This window comes from Microvirga thermotolerans (genome assembly GCF_009363855.1).
GTDB lineage: Bacteria > Pseudomonadota > Alphaproteobacteria > Rhizobiales > Beijerinckiaceae > Microvirga > Microvirga thermotolerans.
On the sequence record NZ_CP045423.1, the window covers coordinates 3,230,820 to 3,248,714 of the forward strand.

At 66.3% G+C, this 17,895-nt stretch carries 16 protein-coding genes; 10 read left to right on the top strand and 6 right to left on the bottom strand.

The window, feature by feature from the left end:
- Positions 1-50: 50 nt before the first annotated feature.
- Both GDR74_RS15380 and GDR74_RS15385 read right to left on the bottom strand, forming a co-directional pair.
- Positions 51-4,049, bottom strand: a complete 3,999-nt coding sequence (locus GDR74_RS15380) for a Pls/PosA family non-ribosomal peptide synthetase (protein ID WP_152587117.1) — start codon at positions 4,047-4,049, stop codon at positions 51-53.
- Positions 4,050-4,070: 21 nt separating this feature from the next.
- The gene (locus tag GDR74_RS15385; RefSeq protein WP_152587118.1) at positions 4,071-4,826 is read right to left on the bottom strand and encodes a 4'-phosphopantetheinyl transferase family protein; all 756 of its coding nucleotides are present in this window, start codon (positions 4,824-4,826) and stop codon (positions 4,071-4,073) included.
- 336 nt (positions 4,827-5,162) lie between these two features.
- On the opposite strand from GDR74_RS15385, the gene trhO reads away from it, so the two are divergent.
- The 3 genes from trhO to GDR74_RS15400 are packed head-to-tail and all read left to right on the top strand — an operon-like array spanning position 5,163 to position 6,631.
- Positions 5,163-5,921, top strand: coding sequence for an oxygen-dependent tRNA uridine(34) hydroxylase TrhO (gene trhO / locus GDR74_RS15390; RefSeq protein ID WP_152587119.1), 759 nt, complete (start codon positions 5,163-5,165; stop codon positions 5,919-5,921).
- A complete protein-coding gene (locus GDR74_RS15395; RefSeq protein WP_425486932.1) occupies positions 5,918-6,139 on the top strand; it encodes a SlyX family protein in 222 nt (73 codons plus the stop codon). Before trhO ends, GDR74_RS15395 begins: the two co-directional genes overlap by 4 nt.
- Positions 6,140-6,181: 42 nt before the next feature.
- Positions 6,182-6,631 (top strand): DMT family transporter, encoded by a 450-nt coding sequence (locus tag GDR74_RS15400; protein ID WP_152587120.1) that lies wholly within the window; start codon positions 6,182-6,184, stop codon positions 6,629-6,631.
- Between the two features lie 16 nt (positions 6,632-6,647).
- On the opposite strand, the gene lpdA is transcribed toward GDR74_RS15400, so the two are convergent.
- The 4 genes from lpdA to GDR74_RS15420 are packed head-to-tail and all read right to left on the bottom strand — an operon-like array spanning position 6,648 to position 11,619.
- Positions 6,648-8,045, bottom strand: coding sequence for a dihydrolipoyl dehydrogenase (gene lpdA / locus GDR74_RS15405; protein ID WP_152587121.1), 1,398 nt, complete (start codon positions 8,043-8,045; stop codon positions 6,648-6,650).
- Positions 8,046-8,049: 4 nt separating this feature from the next.
- Entirely contained in the window at positions 8,050-9,369 is a 1,320-nt protein-coding gene (locus GDR74_RS15410) for a dihydrolipoamide acetyltransferase family protein (protein ID WP_152587122.1), read from the bottom strand.
- 1 nt (position 9,370) lies between these two features.
- On the bottom strand, positions 9,371-10,384 hold the full coding sequence (locus tag GDR74_RS15415) for an alpha-ketoacid dehydrogenase subunit beta (protein WP_152587123.1): 1,014 nt from the start codon (positions 10,382-10,384) through the stop codon (positions 9,371-9,373).
- Between the two features lie 2 nt (positions 10,385-10,386).
- A complete protein-coding gene (locus GDR74_RS15420) occupies positions 10,387-11,619 on the bottom strand; it encodes a 3-methyl-2-oxobutanoate dehydrogenase (2-methylpropanoyl-transferring) subunit alpha (protein WP_152587124.1) in 1,233 nt (410 codons plus the stop codon).
- A gap of 217 nt (positions 11,620-11,836) precedes the next feature.
- On the opposite strand from GDR74_RS15420, the gene GDR74_RS15425 reads away from it, so the two are divergent.
- From GDR74_RS15425 to GDR74_RS15455, 7 genes are read left to right on the top strand one after another with little or no spacing between them, the layout of a single operon-like run.
- Positions 11,837-12,820 carry an ABC transporter substrate-binding protein gene (locus tag GDR74_RS15425; RefSeq protein WP_152587125.1) on the top strand — a complete coding sequence of 328 codons (984 nt, stop codon included), beginning with the start codon at positions 11,837-11,839 and terminating at the stop codon, positions 12,818-12,820.
- Complete coding sequence (locus GDR74_RS15430) at positions 12,817-13,572, top strand: ABC transporter permease (protein WP_152587126.1); 756 nt, start codon at positions 12,817-12,819, stop codon at positions 13,570-13,572. The genes GDR74_RS15425 and GDR74_RS15430 overlap by 4 nt, the downstream gene beginning before the upstream one ends.
- Positions 13,569-14,210: an ABC transporter ATP-binding protein gene (locus GDR74_RS15435; RefSeq protein WP_152587127.1), complete on the top strand. Its 642-nt coding sequence runs from the start codon at positions 13,569-13,571 to the stop codon at positions 14,208-14,210. The genes GDR74_RS15430 and GDR74_RS15435 overlap by 4 nt, the downstream gene beginning before the upstream one ends.
- The gene (locus tag GDR74_RS15440) at positions 14,207-15,379 is read left to right on the top strand and encodes an ABC transporter substrate-binding protein (protein WP_152587128.1); all 1,173 of its coding nucleotides are present in this window, start codon (positions 14,207-14,209) and stop codon (positions 15,377-15,379) included. Before GDR74_RS15435 ends, GDR74_RS15440 begins: the two co-directional genes overlap by 4 nt.
- Positions 15,367-16,332, top strand: a complete 966-nt coding sequence (locus GDR74_RS15445; protein ID WP_152587129.1) for a PQQ-dependent catabolism-associated beta-propeller protein — start codon at positions 15,367-15,369, stop codon at positions 16,330-16,332. Before GDR74_RS15440 ends, GDR74_RS15445 begins: the two co-directional genes overlap by 13 nt.
- Complete coding sequence (locus GDR74_RS15450; protein ID WP_152587130.1) at positions 16,329-17,048, top strand: ABC transporter ATP-binding protein; 720 nt, start codon at positions 16,329-16,331, stop codon at positions 17,046-17,048. Before GDR74_RS15445 ends, GDR74_RS15450 begins: the two co-directional genes overlap by 4 nt.
- Positions 17,045-17,848 (top strand): ABC transporter permease, encoded by an 804-nt coding sequence (locus GDR74_RS15455; RefSeq protein WP_152587131.1) that lies wholly within the window; start codon positions 17,045-17,047, stop codon positions 17,846-17,848. Before GDR74_RS15450 ends, GDR74_RS15455 begins: the two co-directional genes overlap by 4 nt.
- Positions 17,849-17,895: the final 47 nt, after the last annotated feature.

The window sequence follows — 17,895 nt, forward strand, 5'->3', positions numbered from 1 at the left end:
GCTTCTGCCGCGCCTTCACCCCTTTCATGCCCGTCTCGCCCAAGGCGGCTTCAGGCAATCTCGAGTTTTTCGGGCTTCGGCGCCGGACCTCGGCTGCGGACCTGGGCCGGCGAACCGCACCATTCACCCCCCGCCGGAATCGACTCGCCCTTCATCACGAGCGTCAGCGGACCGAGCTTGGAGAAATCGCCGAGCTCCGTATCGTAGAGGACGGTCGAGCCCGAACCGACCGAAACGCCCGTCCCGACCCGGACCCGTCCGACCTTCATCAGACGATCCTCGTAGAGATGCGTCTGGAGGCAGGCATTGGCGTTGATCGCCGAATAGTCGCCGATCGTGACGCAGTCGAACTCCGTGATGTCCGTGGTGTCCATGTAGATGCCCCTGCCCGTCTTGGTTCCGAACAGGCGCAGGGCCCAGGGGAGGAACGGCGTTCCGCGGAAGTGGTCGAGAATGCCCTTGCCGGCCATGCCCCAGTACATCACGGCCACGGCCTCCGTGCGGAGGGCCCACCAGGACCACATGGGGTGCATGGTCGGCCGGTAGACCCCCATCCACAGCCACTTGTAGGCAGCCGCCGTCAGGAGCTGGGCGACGGCGATTACAACGCTCGCAGCGACGCAGAGCGCAAGGGCCGCTCCCCATTGCTTCTGGATCACCGCCGGAGCCAGGATCTCCATCGCCATCGTGGCGAAGGTGATGAAGAGCGCAGTCGGCAGGGTGATGTTGAAGCCCTCGAACAGGGCGCGCACGATCTTGAGGCGGCGCGGCGGCTCGTAGGTATCGCTCACCGCCGCATTAAAGCGCTGGCGGACCGGAAGCTTGATCGGCGGGGAGCCGAACCACGTCTCGTCCGCCCCGACGTTGCCGCCCTCCGGCGGTTTCGACTTGACGCCGATCAGGGCGCCGCTGTCGATGGCATAGCCGGGCGGCACGACGGCATCGTTGCCGATGAACACGCGCGAACCGGTCTTTACGGTATCGAGCGTCATCCACCCCCTGCGCAGCTCTTCGTCGCCAAGGACGACATCGTCCGCGATGAAGTTCTGGTCTCCAAGGTCGATAAGATCGAACCGTCCGGCGAGATTGGTGGAAATCTCCGATCCCTTGCCGATCTTGGCGCCCATCAGGCGGTACCAGGCGCGCATGTAGACCGTCGCGAAAAGCGAGGACAGGACGTCGAGCATCACTTCCGTGGCCAGGCCGACGACCCACTTGCGCGCATAAAGCCCGCTGTACACCGAGTACACGCCGGCCTTGAGGCGCGGCAGCACGATCCACCGGATGGCTGCGATCAGCAGGACGGTGGCGAAGATCATGATCGCCGCGGCCGGCATGGCCAGGAACGGCATGTAGTAGAGATAGTGAATGCCGACGATGGGGTTGATGACCGTGTCGACGACCTCCATCAGGTGGAAGGCGGGGACGATCGGGATCAGGGCGATCGGGGGCGCGATCACCAGCATGGCGACATAGAAGACTGGCAGCAGACTCCTGCGGATCCTGCCGGCCTGCGCGGGAGGCGGCAGGTGCGCCGGATCGAGATCCGCCACCTTCCTGCCGGGGGAGCCGCGCCAGGCCTCCCAGGAACCGACCCTGGTGCCGGACGGCAGGGACGACAGGTCCGCCAGTTCCGCCCCCTCGCCGATGATCACGTCCTCTTCGATGACGCAGGACGAGCCGATCGAGACGTCCCGGCCGATCTCGACCGGGCCGACGATCAGTTCGTTCCCGACGACCCGAGCATTGGATATGGTCACTTTCCCGCCGATGCTGGCATGATCGCCGATCGTGACCAGATCGACCGCGCCGGCGTCGATCTCCGCGATCAGAGCCTCCTTCCCCACCTTCGCCCCGAGCAGGCGCAGATAGATGCGGATCGCAGGCGAGCCCTGGAACCATTTCATGTGAACGAGGCTCAGGAGCCGCTGCACGAGCCAGAGTCGGTAGTAGTACACGCCCCAGAGCGGATACCGGCCGGGCTTGATGCGGCCGATGATCAGCCACTTCGCGCCGATGGCGAAGAAGGTCGTGAAGACGTTCACCATCATGTACGCGGCGAAGATCAACGCCGTGTCCTGGAAGAAGGAGGCATCGTCGCCGCTGATCAGGGTGTAGCTGATGAAGATGCACAGCCACGGCGCCGACATCAGGGTGAGCAGGAGCGGAAGCGCCGCAGCCTGCGCGAGGCCGCAGAGGATGCGGCGCAGGAGCGGGGGAGGCTCGAAGCCTATGGCCGAGGCGCCGGCCTCCTCCTCCGCGAGCCGCGCATCGAGGCGCTCCGCGATCCGCCGCAGGGAGCGGCCCGTATAGACGTCCTGCAAGGTGATCGACGACAGCTGCCGCTTCTCGCGGACGAAGGAGACGAAGCGGGCGGCAAGGAGCGAATGCCCGCCGAGATCCAGGAAGAAGTCCGCCTCCAGCGGAACGGCCTGGTTGGGGAAGACGCGCTTCGCCGCCGCAAGCAGCGCCGCCTCCGTCGCCGTGGCCGGCTCGTCCTGGTCGAGAACGACGATGGGGGCCGTCAGAGGCAGGGTCTTGAGTGCCTTGCGGTCGACCTTGCCGGAGGCCGCGAGACGCGGAAGATCGGACACGGTTTCGAAATGAGCCGGCACCATGTAAGGCGGCAGGCGCTCGTGGAGCGCCAACCGCAGCTGGGTCGGATCGGGCTGCACGCCCCGCTGCGGCAGAAGGAAGGCCACGAGGCGGTCGATGCCGTCGTCCTGACGCAGGACAACGGCGGCCTGCGAGATGCCGGGGAAGCTCGTCAGCACGCTCTCGATCTCGCCGAGTTCGACCCGGAAGCCGCGGATCTTCACCTGGTCGTCGATGCGCCCCTGGAACACGATGCGGCCGTTCTCGTCGATCGTCACCGCATCGCCGGAGCGGTACAGCACCGGATCGGAGCCGTCGGAAGAGAACGGGTTGGGGACGAACTTCTCCGCAGTCAGCTCCGGCCGCCCCACATAGCCTTTCGCGACCCCCGGCCCGCCGATGAGGAGTTCGCCCGGCGTGCCGGGCGCCACGAGGTTCATGGCCTCGTCCACCACATAGCAGGTGTAGTTTGGGATCGGCCGGCCGATGGTGACCGGATCGCCCGGTTTCAGCTCCGCCATGGTGGCGACCACCGTCGCCTCCGTGGGGCCATAGCTGTTGACGAGGCGCCTCCCGCCCGTCGCGAAGCGCGCGACGAGAGCGGGAGGACAGGCTTCGCCGCCGAGGATGACGAGACGCAACGACGGAAGGTCGTCGCCCAGCATGGCCAGCAGGGTCGGAACCGTGTCAATGACCGTGACGCCCGCATCCCGCATGGCGCGGGCGAGCGCTTCCGTATCGCTCAGGAGCTCCTGACGCGCCACCCACAGGCAGGCGCCGGCGAGATACGGCACCCAGATCTCCTCCATCGAAAGATCGAAGGCGGCGGAGCAGCCCTGGAAGACGATATCGTCTGCATGGATGCCGTAAAGCTCGTTCGAAGCCCTCAAGAAATGGCAGATGTTGCGGTGGGTGACCGCGATTCCCTTGGGTTTCCCGGTGGAGCCGGAGGTATAGATCACATAGGCCGGCTGATCGGGGGTGAGCCCGCGCGTGCGCGGATCGGGGACCGTCTCCTCCCCGGCCGCGGCAAGCGGGCGCGGCGCAAAGACCGCAAGGCCGAGCGAGGCGACCCGCCCCTCCCAGCCATCGGTCACGAGGATCCCTTTTGCGCCCACATCCGCGAGGCAGGCCCCGATCCTCTCGGCGGGCGCCTCCGCGTCGAAGGGCAGCCACGCGGCTCCTGCCGTCGTGATGGCGATCTGCGCGATCAGCAGGTCGGAGCCGCGCGGCATCCACAGGCCGACCACGTCCCCGGGACCGATCCCGGCCGCGACGAGGCCGCCGGCCAGGCGGTCGGCGCGCTCCTTCAGCATGCGATAGGTCAGGCGGATGTCGCCGTCGATGACGGCCAGACGGTCCGGAGAGGCCTGCGCCGTGGCTCCGAAGATCTCGGAAAGAACCTCGTCCCGGAGGAGTTCCGGACGAGCGGGGCCGCGAAGGGGGTTGTTCATGGGAGCAACGTTTGGCTGTCTCTAGGAGCGGAGTTCCGGGGCATGCCCGACGGGTGGGATGGCCGGCGCTGCGATGTTCGGCCCGGGTGGGCCGCGCCAGCAATCCGGGATTGCCGCGATCTGAGACAGGGGAACCGCCTCATAGGTGGCGAGGGACAGGACGTGCTCGCCGTCCAGACGGATCTGACGGACGAAGGCCTCGCGGACAGGAGCCGTCGCGGCGCGGGCGGGACCGACCCGGAACAGCCCCTCGCCCGCGGGACGGACGGCCAGGTGCCCCGGCTCGACCATGACCTCGCCGGTCAGCTTGAGGGCAGCTTCCTTGATCGACCAGAGCAGCGTCTCCGCCCGGTCGCGCCTGTCCGCCAGCGAAGGCAGAAGGGGCATCTCTTCCGGGGAGACGGCCATCGGAACAGAGGCCTCCCGGTCTCGGGGAAGGGCCTCGACGTCGACCCCGACCTCCCTGCTGCGGGAGACGGCGACGACCACCCAGTTCCCGGCATGGCTCATGTTGAAATGGGGACCGCCCGGGCATACGGGCTTTTCACCCGGAAAGAAGCGGATGTCGATGTCCTCGGGAATGCATCCCGCTTCCGAAGCGAGGGCCAGACGGAGGAATCCGTGGGACACCCGGTAGCTCACCTGGTCCTGCTCGCGGCGCAGACGCTCCGCCTGCCCGCGCTCGCTTGCGCCGGCCGCGGCCTCGAAGGCGGCAAGGCAGGTCGTGCGCCCTCTCTCCGAAAGGGTCGCGAGGGCCAGGGTGGAAAGCAAGATCATGGCCGGGACGCCACTTCCTCAACGATATACGGAAGCACATTCGAACCTAGATCTACCATCATGAAGGAGTGATGAATGCAACTGCGACCGATCATCCGGATCGGGCGGGAAACCGGCCGGAATGAACTGGAATCGGGCGCTCGCATTCGAGAGGCCTCCCGCACGGCTCCCCGGTAGACCGAGCGACCATGCCGCATGTTTCCCGGACCTCGGCCCGTCATCGGTCCAGACGGGCGCCCCTGCGGGTCCGGACGCTCGCGGGCAAGGGAGAGCCCGCCGGCCTCCGGATGCCTGGAAAGGGTTTCCCCCTGCCTCTCCGGCTGATAATTCACCGCGATGACGTACAAAGTCGCCGCCCTTTATCAATTCGTCGCCCTGCCCGATTTCCAGCGCCTGCGGGATCCGCTCCGGCACCTCTGCGAAGGACTGGGACTGAAGGGGACGCTGCTCCTGGCCCCGGAGGGGATCAACGGGACCGTCGCCGGCCCGGGCGCAGGCATCGACTCTCTCGTGACCGAACTTCGGGAAGGGAGCCTGTTCGGTGGCCGGCTCGACAACCTGGAACTGAAGTTCTCGCGAGCCGCAACCCTGCCCTTCGGACGCATGAAGGTCCGATTGAAGAAGGAGATTGTCACCATCGGCGACCCATCGGTGGACCCCACCCGCGCGGTCGGCACCTATGTGGCGGCGGGCGCCTGGAACGACCTCGTCGACGATCCGGAGGTGCTCCTGCTCGATACGCGCAACCGCTTCGAGGTGGAGATGGGCACTTTCGAGAACGCCGTCGATCCGGGCCTCTCCCGCTTCAGCGACTTCCGCGCCTATGTCGAGCGGGATCTCGACCCGAGGAGGCACAGGAAGGTCGCGATGTTCTGCACGGGCGGCATCCGGTGCGAGAAGGCCAGCGCCTTCATGCTCTCCCGCGGCTTCGAGGCCGTCTATCACCTCAAAGGGGGCATTCTGAGATACCTTGAGGAGATTCCCGAATCCGAAAGCCGCTGGAACGGCGCCTGCTTCGTTTTCGACGAGCGCGTTGCCTTGGGGCACGGTCTGGTGCCTTCCATGGCCCACCATACGAAGGGGACTGGCCGATGAGCGAGATGGAAGACCCGCACGCCCGCATCGACGCCCTGGAGATGCGGATCGCCTATCAGGACCGGGCGCTCGATGATCTCAACAGGGCCGTTCTGGAGCAGTGGAAGCAGATCGACTCCCTCACCCGGCAGGTGGCGAACCTGATCGACCGTGTCCGGGAGGCGGAGGAGAGCGCCGGCACCTCCCCCAGAAGCGAGCCGCCCCCTCCGCACTACTGAGAATCCGAAGCCTCGAAGCCATCCGTGTTTCGGAGAACCGCCATGAACCTCTCGATCCTGCTCCCCTTCCTCGGCATCGTCGCCGGCGGAGCGATGCTCGCCGCCCAGGCGCCCGTCAACGCTTCCCTGGCGCGGGCGGTGGGCGATCCCCTGCTGGCGGCTTGCATCTCGTTCGGAATCGGTTTCCTCGCGCTGTCTGTCATTGGACTCGCACGCGGGGCCTGGCCGACGGGCGCAGCGCTGGCGGGAGCGCCGTGGTGGTCCTGGCTCGGCGGCGTGCTCGGCGCCTTCTACGTCGCCGTCGTGATCTGGGGCGTGCCGAAGCTCGGTGCCGTGAGCACGATCGCGGCGCTCGTCTTCGGGCAGCTCGTCGCCGCGCTCGTCCTTGACGCCCTGGGCGCCTTCGGGCTGCCGGTCCATGCCGTATCGTGGCAGCGGCTCCTCGCCGCCACGCTGATCTTCTCCGGCCTTCTCCTGTCCCGCGCGGGCTGAGACTTCCGCCCCACCGTCAGATGTGGAGGCTGTAGCCGAGTGCCTTGAGGGCAGCCTCCTGGAATCCTTCTCCTTGCGTGGGGTGGGCGTGAACGGTTCCGGCGATGTCCTCGAGGCGGGCCCCCATCTCGAGGGCCAGGGAGAAGGCGGCGGACAGCTCCGACACGCCGTGACCGACCGCCTGGATCCCGAGGACGAGGTGATTGTCGGCCCTGGCGACGACCCGCACGAAGCCCTGCTCGCCGAGCTTCGTCATGGCGCGGCCGTTGGCGGAAAACGGGAAGAGCCCGACCCGCACCTCCTGCCCGGCCGCGCGCGCCTCCTCGGGCCCGAGGCCGACCGAAACGATCTCCGGATCCGTGAAGCAGACGGCGGGAATGGACCGCTTGTCCCATACCCGCGGATGACCGGCGACGATCTCGGCAACCATCTCCCCCTGCGCCATGGCGCGGTGTGCCAGCATCGGCTCCCCCGTGACGTCGCCGATGGCGTAGACCCCGCGCATGGAGGTCCGGCAGCGGTCGTCGATCCGGATGAAGCGCCCGTCCATGTCGAGAACGAGTTGCTCGATCCCCCACCCCTCCGTCACCGGTCTCCTGCCGACCGTGACGAGGATCCTGTCCGCCGGCAGACGGATGTCGCGTTCGTCCGCCGTCCTGACCATCAGTGAATGGCTGGTCCGGTCCAGCCCCGCCGCCGACGCTCCGGTGAGAACCTCCACGCCGAGCTCCCGCAGCCTCTTGAGAACGGGCTGGGTCAGCTCCGCATCGTACTGGGGAAGGATCCGGGGCTGCGCCTCCACAACGGTGACGCCCGCGCCCATCTTGGCGAAAGCCGTGCCGAGTTCGAGGCCGATGTAGCCGCCGCCCACCACGACGAGCCGCTTCGGCACCTCTGTGAGCGACAAGGCCTCCGTCGACGAGATGACGGGACCGCCGAAAGGCAGGATGGGCAGCTCGATCGGCGCAGAGCCCGTCGCGATCACGACGTTCTCGGCCCGGATGACCTGCAGGCCGGTCTCGGTCTCCACCGCGACCGTCTTCCCGTCCCGGAACGTCGCCCATCCCTGAACGATCTTGACCCGGGCCTTCTTGAGCAGTCCCGAGACGCCTCCGTTGAGACGCCCGACGATGCGGTCCTTCCAGGCTATCGTGCGGGCGAGGTCGAGCTCCGGCCTCGACACGGAAATGCCCAGCGGGCTCCCATCCTCGGCCCACTGAACGATCTTCTCGTATTCCTCGGCCGCATGGATCAGCGCCTTCGACGGGATGCAGCCGACATTCAGGCAGGTTCCCCCCGGCTTGCCGGGATCGACGATGACCGTATCGATTCCCAGTTGTCCCGCGCGGATGGCGCAGACATAGCCCCCCGGTCCCGCGCCCACGACGAGCAGTTTGCAGGAGATGTCCTTCATCGGCTCAGCCTTCCATGAAGATCAGCGCCGGCGTCTCCAGCAGCGTCTTGATGCGCTGAATGAAGACGGCCGCGTCCCATCCGTCGATGATCCGATGATCGAAGCTCGACGAGAGATTCATCATTTTCCGCGGTACGAAAGTCGTGCCGTCCCAGACGGGGCGGACCGCGATCTTGTTGACGCCGACGATGGCGACCTCCGGATGGTTGATCACCGGCGTCGTCACGATGCCGCCCAAGGCGCCGAGCGAGGTGATGGTGATGGTCGAACCGGTCAGGTCCTCCCGCGTCGCGGTTCCCGCCTTCGCGGCCTCGGAAAGGCGGTTGAGTTCGGCGCCGCAGCTCCAGAGGTCGCGCGCCTCCACATGCCTGACCACGGGAACCACGAGGCCCGCGCCTGTCTGGGTGGCGATGCCGATATGGATCCCGCCGTGCTGATGAACGATCCCGGCCTCGTCGTCGTAGAGCGCGTTCAGGTGCGGCTGCTCCGCGATGGCCCTAGCCATGGCGCGCATGAGGAACGGCAGGATCGTCAGCTTCGGCCGGTCCTGCTGCCGCTGCCCGTTCAGGACGGCGCGCAGATCCTCCAGCGCCGTCATGTCCACCTCCTCCACATAGGTGATATGCGGGATGCGGGACTTCGACAGCGCCATTTTCTCGGCGATCTTGCGCCGCAGGCCGATGACCTTGATGTCCTGGACTGAGGTGTTCGGTACGAGCCCGGGGCCTTTCGCCGGCTGGCGTCCGTGCGCGACGAAACGATCCAGATCCTCATGGGTGATCCGGCCGGCAGGTCCGGAGCCCGGCACCTGCCGAAGATCGATTCCCGCCTCTCGCGCCCGCAACCGGACGGCGGGAGAGGCCAGGGGTTTCTCCCCTTCGCTCCTGGCGACAGCCCGCATGGGGAGAGGCTCCGATGCGCGGGACTGGACCGGCTTCGTCTCCTGCACCTTCCGCTCGGCAGGCTCTGCCGACCTTTGCCCACTCTCCGCCGGTGCGGGCTGCGGCGCCTCGGCCGGCGGCACAGCGGCAGGCCTTTCAGGCCGCGGCACCTCCGAGGGAGCGGAAGGTGCATTGCCTTCGCCCTCCACCTCCAGCCTGATCAGCGGCGAGCCGATGGCCACGACATCGCCCACTTCGGCGCCGAGCCACAGGATCTTTCCCTCGACCGGAGAGGGGATCTCGACCGTCGCCTTATCGGTCATGACGGCGGCGAGGATCGTGTCCTCCCGCACGAGGTCGCCGACCTTGACGTGCCACTCCACCAGCTCCGCCTCGGCGATGCCTTCGCCCACGTCCGGCATCTTGATGACGTGCTCACCCATCTCAGCCCTCCACCGTCTCGACCAAGGCGCGTCCGACCCGGGCCGGCCCCGGGAAGTAGTCCCACTCCTGGGCATGCGGATAGGGCGTATCCCATCCCGTGACGCGCGCGACCGGCGCCTCCAGTTGATAGAAGCACGCTTCCTGGACGAGCGCGGAGAGCTCGGCCCCGAAGCCGGATGTGAGCGTCGCTTCGTGGACGACGACGCACCGCCCGGTTTTCTTCACCGATGCGACGATGGTGTCCATGTCGAGGGGAAGCAGGGTCCTCAGATCGATGATCTCCGCATCGACATTCGTTTCCGCCGCCGCGGCCTGGGCGACGTAGACCATGGTCCCGTAGGCGAGCACGGTGACGGCCGTTCCCTCGCGCACCACCGACGCCTTGCCGAGGGGAACGGTGAAATAGCCGGCCGGAACCTCGCTCAGCTCGTGCTTGGACCAAGGCGTCACGGGACGGTCGTGGTGGCCGTCGAACGGGCCGTTGTAGAGCCGCTTCGGCTCCAGGAAGATCACCGGGTCCGGATCCTCGATAGCGGCGATCAGAAGCCCTTTGGCGTCGTAGGGATTCGACGGAACGACCGTCTTCAGTCCGGCGACGTGGGTGAAGAGCGCCTCGGGGCTCTGGCTGTGCGTCTGGCCTCCGAAGATGCCGCCGCCAGTCGGCATCCGCACCACCAAAGGGCAAGTGAACTGGCCGTTGGAGCGGTAGCGCAGCCGGGCCGCCTCGGACACGATCTGGTCATAGGCGGGGTACATGTAGTCGGCGAACTGGATCTCGACGCAGGGTCTGAGGCCGTAGGCCGCCATACCGATGGCGGCGCCGACGATCCCCGATTCGCTGATCGGCGTGTCGAAGCAGCGCGTCTTGCCATATTTCTGCTGAAGTCCTTGCGTGCAGCGGAACACGCCGCCGAAATAGCCGACGTCCTCGCCGAAGACCACGACGTTCTCGTCCCGCGCCATCATCACGTCCATGGCGTCGCGGATCGCCTCGACCATCGTCATCCTTGCCATGGTCAGACTCCGGCCTGCTGGCGCTGCCTGCGCAGATGTGGAGGCATCTCGGCATAGACGCCCTCGAACATGTCCTTCGCCGAAGGCTTCCCGCCCGCGTGCAGCGTCCCGTAGCTCTCGGCCTCCTTCTGCGCGGCGATGACGGCGTCGAGAATCTCGGCCTCCGCCTGCTTGTGCCGCTCTTCCGACCAGACGCCGCGGACGATGAGGTGGTTCTTCAGGCGAATGATCGGATCCCCGAGCGGCCATGCGTCCGATTCCGTCTTCGGACGGTAGGCCGAGGGGTCGTCGGAGGTCGAGTGCGCGCCGACGCGATAGGTGACGTATTCGATGAGCGTCGGGCCCAGGTTGCGGCGTGCGCGCTCCACCGCCCATTTCGCGACCGCGTAGACGGCGAGATAGTCGTTCCCGTCCACCCGCAGCGAAGGCAGGCCGAAGCCGAGGCCCCGCGCGGCGAAGGTGCCCGAGCCTCCTCTGGCGATGCCCTGGAAGGTCGAGATCGCCCACTGGTTGTTGACGATGTTGAGCACGACGGGCGCCTTGTAGGTGGACGCGAAGACGAGTCCGGCGTGGAAGTCCGATTCCGCCGTCGAACCGTCGCCGATCCAGGCCGCCGCGATCCTGGTGTCGTTCTTGATGGCGGAGGCCATCGCCCATCCTACCGCCTGCACGAACTGCGTCGCGAGATTGCCGGAGATGGTGAAGAACCCATGGTCCTTCGCGGAGTACATGATCGGCAGCTGCCGCCCTTTGAGGGGGTCGCGGGAATTCGAATAGACCTGACACATCATGTCGACCATGGAATAGCCCCCGGCGATCAGGAGCCCGGCCTGGCGGTAGGTCGGAAAATTCATGTCTCCCGGAGACAGAGCCTTGCGGAAGGCGCAGCTGATCGCCTCTTCGCCGAGATGCTGCATATAGAAGGACGTCTTGCCCTGCCGCTGGGCCGTGAGCATGCGGGCGTCGAACGCCCTCAGCGTCATCATGTGACGCATGCCCTCGAGCAGTTCCTCGTCGCTCAGAAGGCCGGCCCAGGGTCCGACCGCCTCTCCGCTGCGGTTGAGGACGCGAATGATCGAATAGGCAAGGTCCCGAATGCTCTCGGGATCGGCATCCACCTCCGGCCGGGGAACGGCTCCGGCCTTGGGGATCTTCACGTTGGAGAAGTCCGGCGTCCCTCCCGGCCGGACGGCGGGTTCGGGAACATGAAGGGTCAGCGGTCCGTAGCTTGTCATGGGTCTCAAGCCCTCCCGCCCGGGAATCTAGCAGCCTGGCCGAAATCGGCCATAGGCCAAGGTTCGCCTTCCATAGGAAAACAGGCGGGCGCCCTGCCCGCCCTCACGAATCCGGAGATCATGACGAAGGAGCGCAACTCATGGCGCATGCGGACAGGGAACCCGCGCCGAGCTTGGCCGTTGGTTACGGAGCGCCGCTCAAGGATACATTGCGCCCATGGCGATCCGGCTCGTCTTCATCCTCGCGCTGCTGGTGTGCTTCCCTGCAATCGCAGGAGAGCCCACGGCCGTCCGGGTCGGGATTCTCAAGTTCGGAACCGTGTCCTGGGAGATGGACACCATCGAGGCTCACCGTCTCGACGAGAAGAACGGCATTCGGCTCGTCACCTCGACCTATGCGACGAACGAGGCGGCGAAGATCGCCCTGCTCACGCAGGCCGTGGATATCATCGTCACAGACTGGCCATGGGCCGCCCGCCAGAGAGCGGAGGGCAGGTCGTTGAGCTTTTTCCCCTATTCCAAGGCGACCGGGATGCTGCTGGTCAAGCCCGGTTCGGCAATCGGCGCGCTTTCGGATCTGAAGGGAAAGCGCATCGGCGTCGCCGGAGGCCCTCTCGACAAGAGCTGGCTGCTGCTTCGGGCTCTCTCCCGCCGCGAAACGGGCGAGGACGTCGCAAGCTCCGCGAAGCCGGTCTTCGGCGCGCCGCCCCTTCTCGGCGAGGAATTCTCGCAGGGTCGTATCGATGCGGTTCTGACCTACTGGCACTATGCGGCCCGTTTGCAGGCGGACGGCGCAAAGCTCCTGCTGACGGTGGCGGACATCGTGAAGGGTCTCGGCGCGCGCCCGGACGTTCCGATCCTCGGATATGTCTTCCTGGAGCCCTGGGCCTTGCAGAACCGGGAGGCTCTCGACGGATTCCTGCGGGCCTCGGCGGAGGCGAAGGCCCTGCTCGCGCGCTCAGACCAGGAATGGATCCGCCTGGAGCCCCTCCTCGGCACGTCCGACCCCAAAGTTCGCGCCGTCCTGAAGGAAGGCTACCGCGAGGGGATCATCGAACGGTGGAGCGGCGAGGAGCGCCGCGATGCGGCGCGCCTCTACGACATTCTGGCCGAACTCGGTGGCGAGGCTCTCGTCGGACCGGCGCGTCGGCTCGACCCTGCGGTCTTCTGGCCCTCGCACAGCGAATGGGGCGGACAATGACGGGAAGCATCCGCCGCTGGCAGGGAATCCCTTCGATCCTTCTCCTTCTTGCGCTCTGGCAGGCGGGAGCGATGCTCGCAGGCAGCCGGCTTCTGCCAGGCCCAATGGCCGTCTTCACCGTCATGGCGCAGGAGACCGCAAGCGGCGAACTGCCATTCCATCTGGGTTTTTCCCTCGCCCGGGTCGGCATCGCCTTCGTCGTGGCGATGATCGTCGGGACGGCGATCGGGCTTGTGCTCGGCAGGAGCCGGGGCATCGACCGGTGGCTCTACCCGTGGCTGATCGTCCTCCTGAACATCCCGGCCCTCATCGTCATCATCCTGACCTATATCTGGATGGGCCTCACGGAGGCTGCGCTTCTCATCGCCGTTGCCGTCAACAAGATCCCGAGCGTCGCCGTCACCCTGCGCGAGGGCGCAGGCACTCTGGATCGTGACTTTGCCGAGGTCGCGCAGATCTATGAGTTCGGACCGTTAAAGACCCTTCGCACGGTCGTCCTCCCGCAGCTCGCTCCCTACCTGCTGGCGGCAGCGAGGAACGGCCTGTCCCTGGTGTGGAAGATCGTGCTCGTGGCGGAGCTTCTCGGGCGCTCGAACGGCGTCGGCTTCCAGCTTCAGACCTACTTTCAGCTCTTCGACGTCCCGCGGGTCATGGCCTATGCCATCGCCTTCGTGGGCTGCGTCCTGGTGCTGGAGGCATTCCTCTTCAGGCCGGTGGAGCAATCTGCCGGGCAGTGGCGGCGCCAGCCATGAAGATCGTGATCAGGCGCAAGGAATATCCGGGGCGGGAAGGCGCACGAGAGCGCTGCATCCTCCGGAACTTCGAACTCTCTCTTGGACAGGGCGAGACCTGTGCAGTCATCGGTCCGTCGGGCATTGGCAAGTCGAGCCTGCTGCAGATCGTCGCCGGGCTGGACATGGACTTCCAGGGACTCGTCTCGGACCGGCCCAAGCCGGTCGGCTACCTGTTCCAGGCGTCCCGTCTCCTGCCATGGCTGACGGCGCTCCAGAACTTGGAGGTCGTCTTGCCTCGTTCGCGCGGCGGGGCCCGCGAATGGCTCTCGAGAATAGGCCTCGACGATGCGGCCCACCTTTACCCCTCCCATCTGTCGGTCGGCATGGCGCGGCGGATCGCCTTGGCGCGGGCGCTGTGCGTCGAACCTCGCCTCCTTCTTCTGGACGAACCCTTCGCCGCCCTCGACCGGGACACGGCCCGGCAGATGCAGGCCCTCGTCCGCGAGGAGGTCGCCCGGCTCGGAGCGACGCTGCTCATCGCGACGCATTCGTGGAGCGACGTCGCGGCACTGGTTGAGAGAACCGTCACCTTGGGAGGCGCCCCAGCCGGCATCGTCGAGGATTCGCCCGTGCGGCAAAGGAGGGCGGGCGAGTGAGACCGCTTGTCCTGTTCCTCGCGCTTTTCGTTGCTGCGCCGGCCCATGCGGAGCGGGAGGGCCTGAGCATTGCCGTCGTCAGGCAGGAGCGCCAGGAGACCTCGCCCGTATCGCCGCTCGACGATGCGGCTTTCGACGAAGGAACCGCCGGGGCACGCCTTGGCCTTGCGGACATCACGACGACGGGACGGTTCACGGACCAGCGCTTCAGGCTCATCGAACGATCATTTGCCGCCGGCGCAGATCCCGCCGGCATCGTCGAAGATGTGTCGCGGCAAGGGGCCCGGTTCATCGTCACGGTTGCGGACGCGGCGGCCACGCGCTCCATCGCGGAAGCCGCGAGCATGGCCGGTGTTCTGGTGCTCAATGCTCAGGCACCGGACGATACGCTTCGGAACGAATCGTGTGCGAAGAACCTTCTGCATACGGTCCCGAGTCGCGCCATGCTGGCCGATGGACTCGCCCAGTATCTGGCTTTCAAGCGCTGGAAGCGCTGGTTCCTCGTTTCGGGGCGAGGCGAGGGCGACCGGCTTCTGGCGGAGGCGTTCCGCCGCTCGGCACGAAAATTCGGCGCGGAGATCGTCGTCGAGAAGGAATGGACCTTTCGGCCCGGCAACGCGCGGGCCGACACGGGTCATGTCTCGCTTCAGAGCGAGATTCCCGCCTTCACGCAGGTGCCGGATTACGATGTCCTGGTCGTGGCCGATGAAGGCCGCGAATTCGGAGACTATCTGGAAGGGCGCACGGCTCGGCCCCGGCCGGTAGCAGGAAGCCATGGCCTGGTGGCGACGGGCTGGAGCCCCGTCACCGAACAATGGGGTGCAACCCAGCTGCAGAGCCGGTTCATGCGGATGGCGAAACGGCGCATGACCGCGGTCGATTACGCGGCCTGGGCCGCAGTCCGGTCCATCGGAGAAGCGGCTTTCCGCACGGACTCTGAGGATGCGGAAACCGTTGCATCGTATTTGCGCGGCCCCGACTTCCTGCTGTCCGGCTTCAAGGGGCAGGGCCAGAGCTTCCGGCCCTGGGACGGGCAGATGCGTCAGCCGATCCTCATCGCCGGGCCGCGGCTGCTCGTCTCCGTCTCGCCGCAGCCAGGCTTTCTCCATCGCACCTCCCAACTGGACACGCTGGGACAGGACAGAGAGGAAAGCAGATGCAAGCTTTGAAGTGTCTTGCCCTGACGGCGATGCTATTTCTTGCCGCGCCTGCGCGGGCGGACACGATCTACGTATCGAACGAGCAGGACAATACGATCTCGGTGCTCGACGGAGCCTCTCTGCAGGTAACTGCAACGATCGAAGTGGGCCGCCGACCTCGGGGCCTGGCTCTCAGCAGGGACAAGAGGAAACTCTATGTCGCGGTCGGCGACGACAATCGGATCGATATCGTCGATCTGGCGAGCCGGCGCGTCGAAGGATCGATTCCGTCGGGGAGCGATCCCGAGTTCTTCGCCGTCCATCCGGACGGCAAACGCCTCTTCGTCGCCAACGAGGACGACAACCGGATATCCGTTGTCGACCTGTCCCGGAACGAAATCGTCCAGGAGGTCGAGGTCGGCGTCGAGCCCGAGGGCGTTGGCGTCAGTCATGATGGCAGGACGGTGGTCGCGACGTCCGAGACCACGAGCATGATCCATGTGATCGATGCGCAGGAGCTGGAGCTGGTCGACAACGTCCTCGTCGACACCCGTCCCCGATCCGCTCAGTTTTCGGCGGACGACAGGCAGATCTGGGTCTCCTCCGAACTCCGCGGCACCGTCTCTATCTACGACGCCGCGAGCCGGGAACTGCTTTCCAAGGTCCATTTCGAGGTTCCCGGTGTCTCCCGCGAGCTCATCCAGGCAGTTGGCATGCAGCTCTCGCCCGACGGGTCGCGGGCCTTCGTCGCCTTGGGGCCGGCGAACCGCGTAGCGGAAATCGACGCGAAAACCTTCAAGGTTCTTCACATGTATCTCGTGGGGCAGCGGGTCTGGCATCTCGATCTCTCGCCAGACGGAAAGCGCCTTTATACCGCGAACGGAAACTCGAACGACGTGACAGTTATCGATCTCGAGCGTCGAGAACCCGTCAAGAGCATCGGGGTAGGCCGTTCTCCGTGGGGCGTGGTGGTGGGACCATGAAGGCGCTCGCCGTTCAGGGAGTGAGCCATGCGTTCGGGCAGAGCCGGGCTCTCCGGGAGGTGGATCTGAGCATCGAAGAGGGGAGTTTCGCCGTGCTCCTCGGCCCGAACGGAGCCGGAAAGACGACCCTCGTATCGCTCCTGACCGGCCTCTACGCAGCGCAGCATGGGCAGATCGACATCTTCGGCCGCAACCTCCGGAAGGACCCTTTGGGAGCGCTTGCCGCGCTCGGGATCGTCTTTCAGGCGCCGACCCTCGACCTCGATCTGAGCGTCATCGAAAATCTCCGCTATCATGCCGCGCTCCACGGGCTGTCGCGGGCTGATTCCGACATGCGCGGCATGGCCGAACTGTCGCGTCTGAGAATGGAAGAGAGGGCGCACGACAAGGTCAGATCCCTTTCGGGCGGATTGCGGCGGCGCGTGGAAATTGCCAGGGCGCTGATGCACGAGCCGCGGCTTCTCGTTCTCGACGAGGCCACGGCCGGGCTCGACGTGGCGACGCGACGGTTCCTGATGCGCTATGTGCGCGATCTTTGCCGAGAGCGCGGTCTCAGCGTTCTCTGGACGACCCACCTGCTGGACGAGGTGGGACCGGAGGATGCTCTGTTCCTGCTGCACCGCGGTGCGATCCGCTGGCGGGGGAGCGCGGCAGAGCTGACGAAGGGGGAGGGCCTCACGGCAGCCTTCCTCAGGCTGACCGAGCAACCGGCATGACTGCACCCCATGCCCTTCGCGCGCTGGCCGGCATCACAAGGCGGGAGTTCCTGAAGCTTGTCGGGCAGAGCGGCCGGCTCGCCTCGGCCATCGTCCGCCCGCTGGTCTGGCTCGGCCTCTTCGGCGCAGGCTTCCGGTCCGTCCTCGGCCTTTCCATCATCCCTCCCTACGAGACCTACATCCTCTACGAGGTCTATATCGTCCCTGGACTTGCCGCGATGATGCTCCTGTTTCACGCCTTCCAGGGCTCCCTTTCGATGGTCTACGACCGGGAGATGGGATCCATGCGCGTCCTGCTCACGGCCCCCCTTCCGCGCTGGTGGCTTCTCACGGCCAGACTGGTCGCGAACACGCTCGCCGTCGTCCCGCTCGTTTATCTCTTTCTCCTCATCGCCAGGGTTTGGGATGTGAGGCCGCCCGCTCTCGGCTATGTGGCGGTGCTCCCGGCGCTCCTGCTTGCCGGAATGATGCTGGGTGCCTTGGGCCTGCTCCTGTCGTCGTTCATCCGGCAACTCGAGAACTTCGCCGGCGTCATGAACTTCGCGATCTTCCCAATGTTCTTCGCCTCGACGGCGCTCTATCCGCTCTGGCGGCTGGACGAGGTCAGTCCGACGCTGGCTTGGCTCGCCCTTCTCAACCCTTTCACGCATGCCGTCGAGATGATCCGCTTCGCGCTTTATCTGCGCTCCGATCCCCTGGCCATCGCCGTCTGCGGCGTAACTCTCGTGCTCGGGCTGACGCTCGCGGCCTTCAGCTACGATCCAGGCCGTGGGTTCTGGGCCCATAGACGGGCCGACTGAGCCGATTTGTGACCTTGGAACCTTATCCAAGCGAAGCCGTTGAGTCT

What these genes read in the sequence shown, in the direction of transcription:
- GDR74_RS15380 (WP_152587117.1), bottom strand. Translation starts at nt 4,049, where the DNA reads ATGAACAACCCCCTTCGCGGCCCCGCTCGTCCGGAACTCCTCCGGGAC.
- GDR74_RS15385 (WP_152587118.1), bottom strand. Translation starts at nt 4,826, where the DNA reads ATGATCTTGCTTTCCACCCTGGCCCTCGCGACCCTTTCGGAGAGAGGG.
- trhO (WP_152587119.1), top strand. Translation starts at nt 5,163, where the DNA reads ATGACGTACAAAGTCGCCGCCCTTTATCAATTCGTCGCCCTGCCCGAT.
- GDR74_RS15395 (WP_425486932.1), top strand. Translation starts at nt 5,918, where the DNA reads ATGAGCGAGATGGAAGACCCGCACGCCCGCATCGACGCCCTGGAGATG.
- GDR74_RS15400 (WP_152587120.1), top strand. Translation starts at nt 6,182, where the DNA reads ATGAACCTCTCGATCCTGCTCCCCTTCCTCGGCATCGTCGCCGGCGGA.
- lpdA (WP_152587121.1), bottom strand. Translation starts at nt 8,045, where the DNA reads ATGAAGGACATCTCCTGCAAACTGCTCGTCGTGGGCGCGGGACCGGGG.
- GDR74_RS15410 (WP_152587122.1), bottom strand. Translation starts at nt 9,369, where the DNA reads ATGGGTGAGCACGTCATCAAGATGCCGGACGTGGGCGAAGGCATCGCC.
- GDR74_RS15415 (WP_152587123.1), bottom strand. Translation starts at nt 10,384, where the DNA reads ATGGCAAGGATGACGATGGTCGAGGCGATCCGCGACGCCATGGACGTG.
- GDR74_RS15420 (WP_152587124.1), bottom strand. Translation starts at nt 11,619, where the DNA reads ATGACAAGCTACGGACCGCTGACCCTTCATGTTCCCGAACCCGCCGTC.
- GDR74_RS15425 (WP_152587125.1), top strand. Translation starts at nt 11,837, where the DNA reads ATGGCGATCCGGCTCGTCTTCATCCTCGCGCTGCTGGTGTGCTTCCCT.
- GDR74_RS15430 (WP_152587126.1), top strand. Translation starts at nt 12,817, where the DNA reads ATGACGGGAAGCATCCGCCGCTGGCAGGGAATCCCTTCGATCCTTCTC.
- GDR74_RS15435 (WP_152587127.1), top strand. Translation starts at nt 13,569, where the DNA reads ATGAAGATCGTGATCAGGCGCAAGGAATATCCGGGGCGGGAAGGCGCA.
- GDR74_RS15445 (WP_152587129.1), top strand. Translation starts at nt 15,367, where the DNA reads ATGCAAGCTTTGAAGTGTCTTGCCCTGACGGCGATGCTATTTCTTGCC.
- GDR74_RS15450 (WP_152587130.1), top strand. Translation starts at nt 16,329, where the DNA reads ATGAAGGCGCTCGCCGTTCAGGGAGTGAGCCATGCGTTCGGGCAGAGC.
- GDR74_RS15455 (WP_152587131.1), top strand. Translation starts at nt 17,045, where the DNA reads ATGACTGCACCCCATGCCCTTCGCGCGCTGGCCGGCATCACAAGGCGG.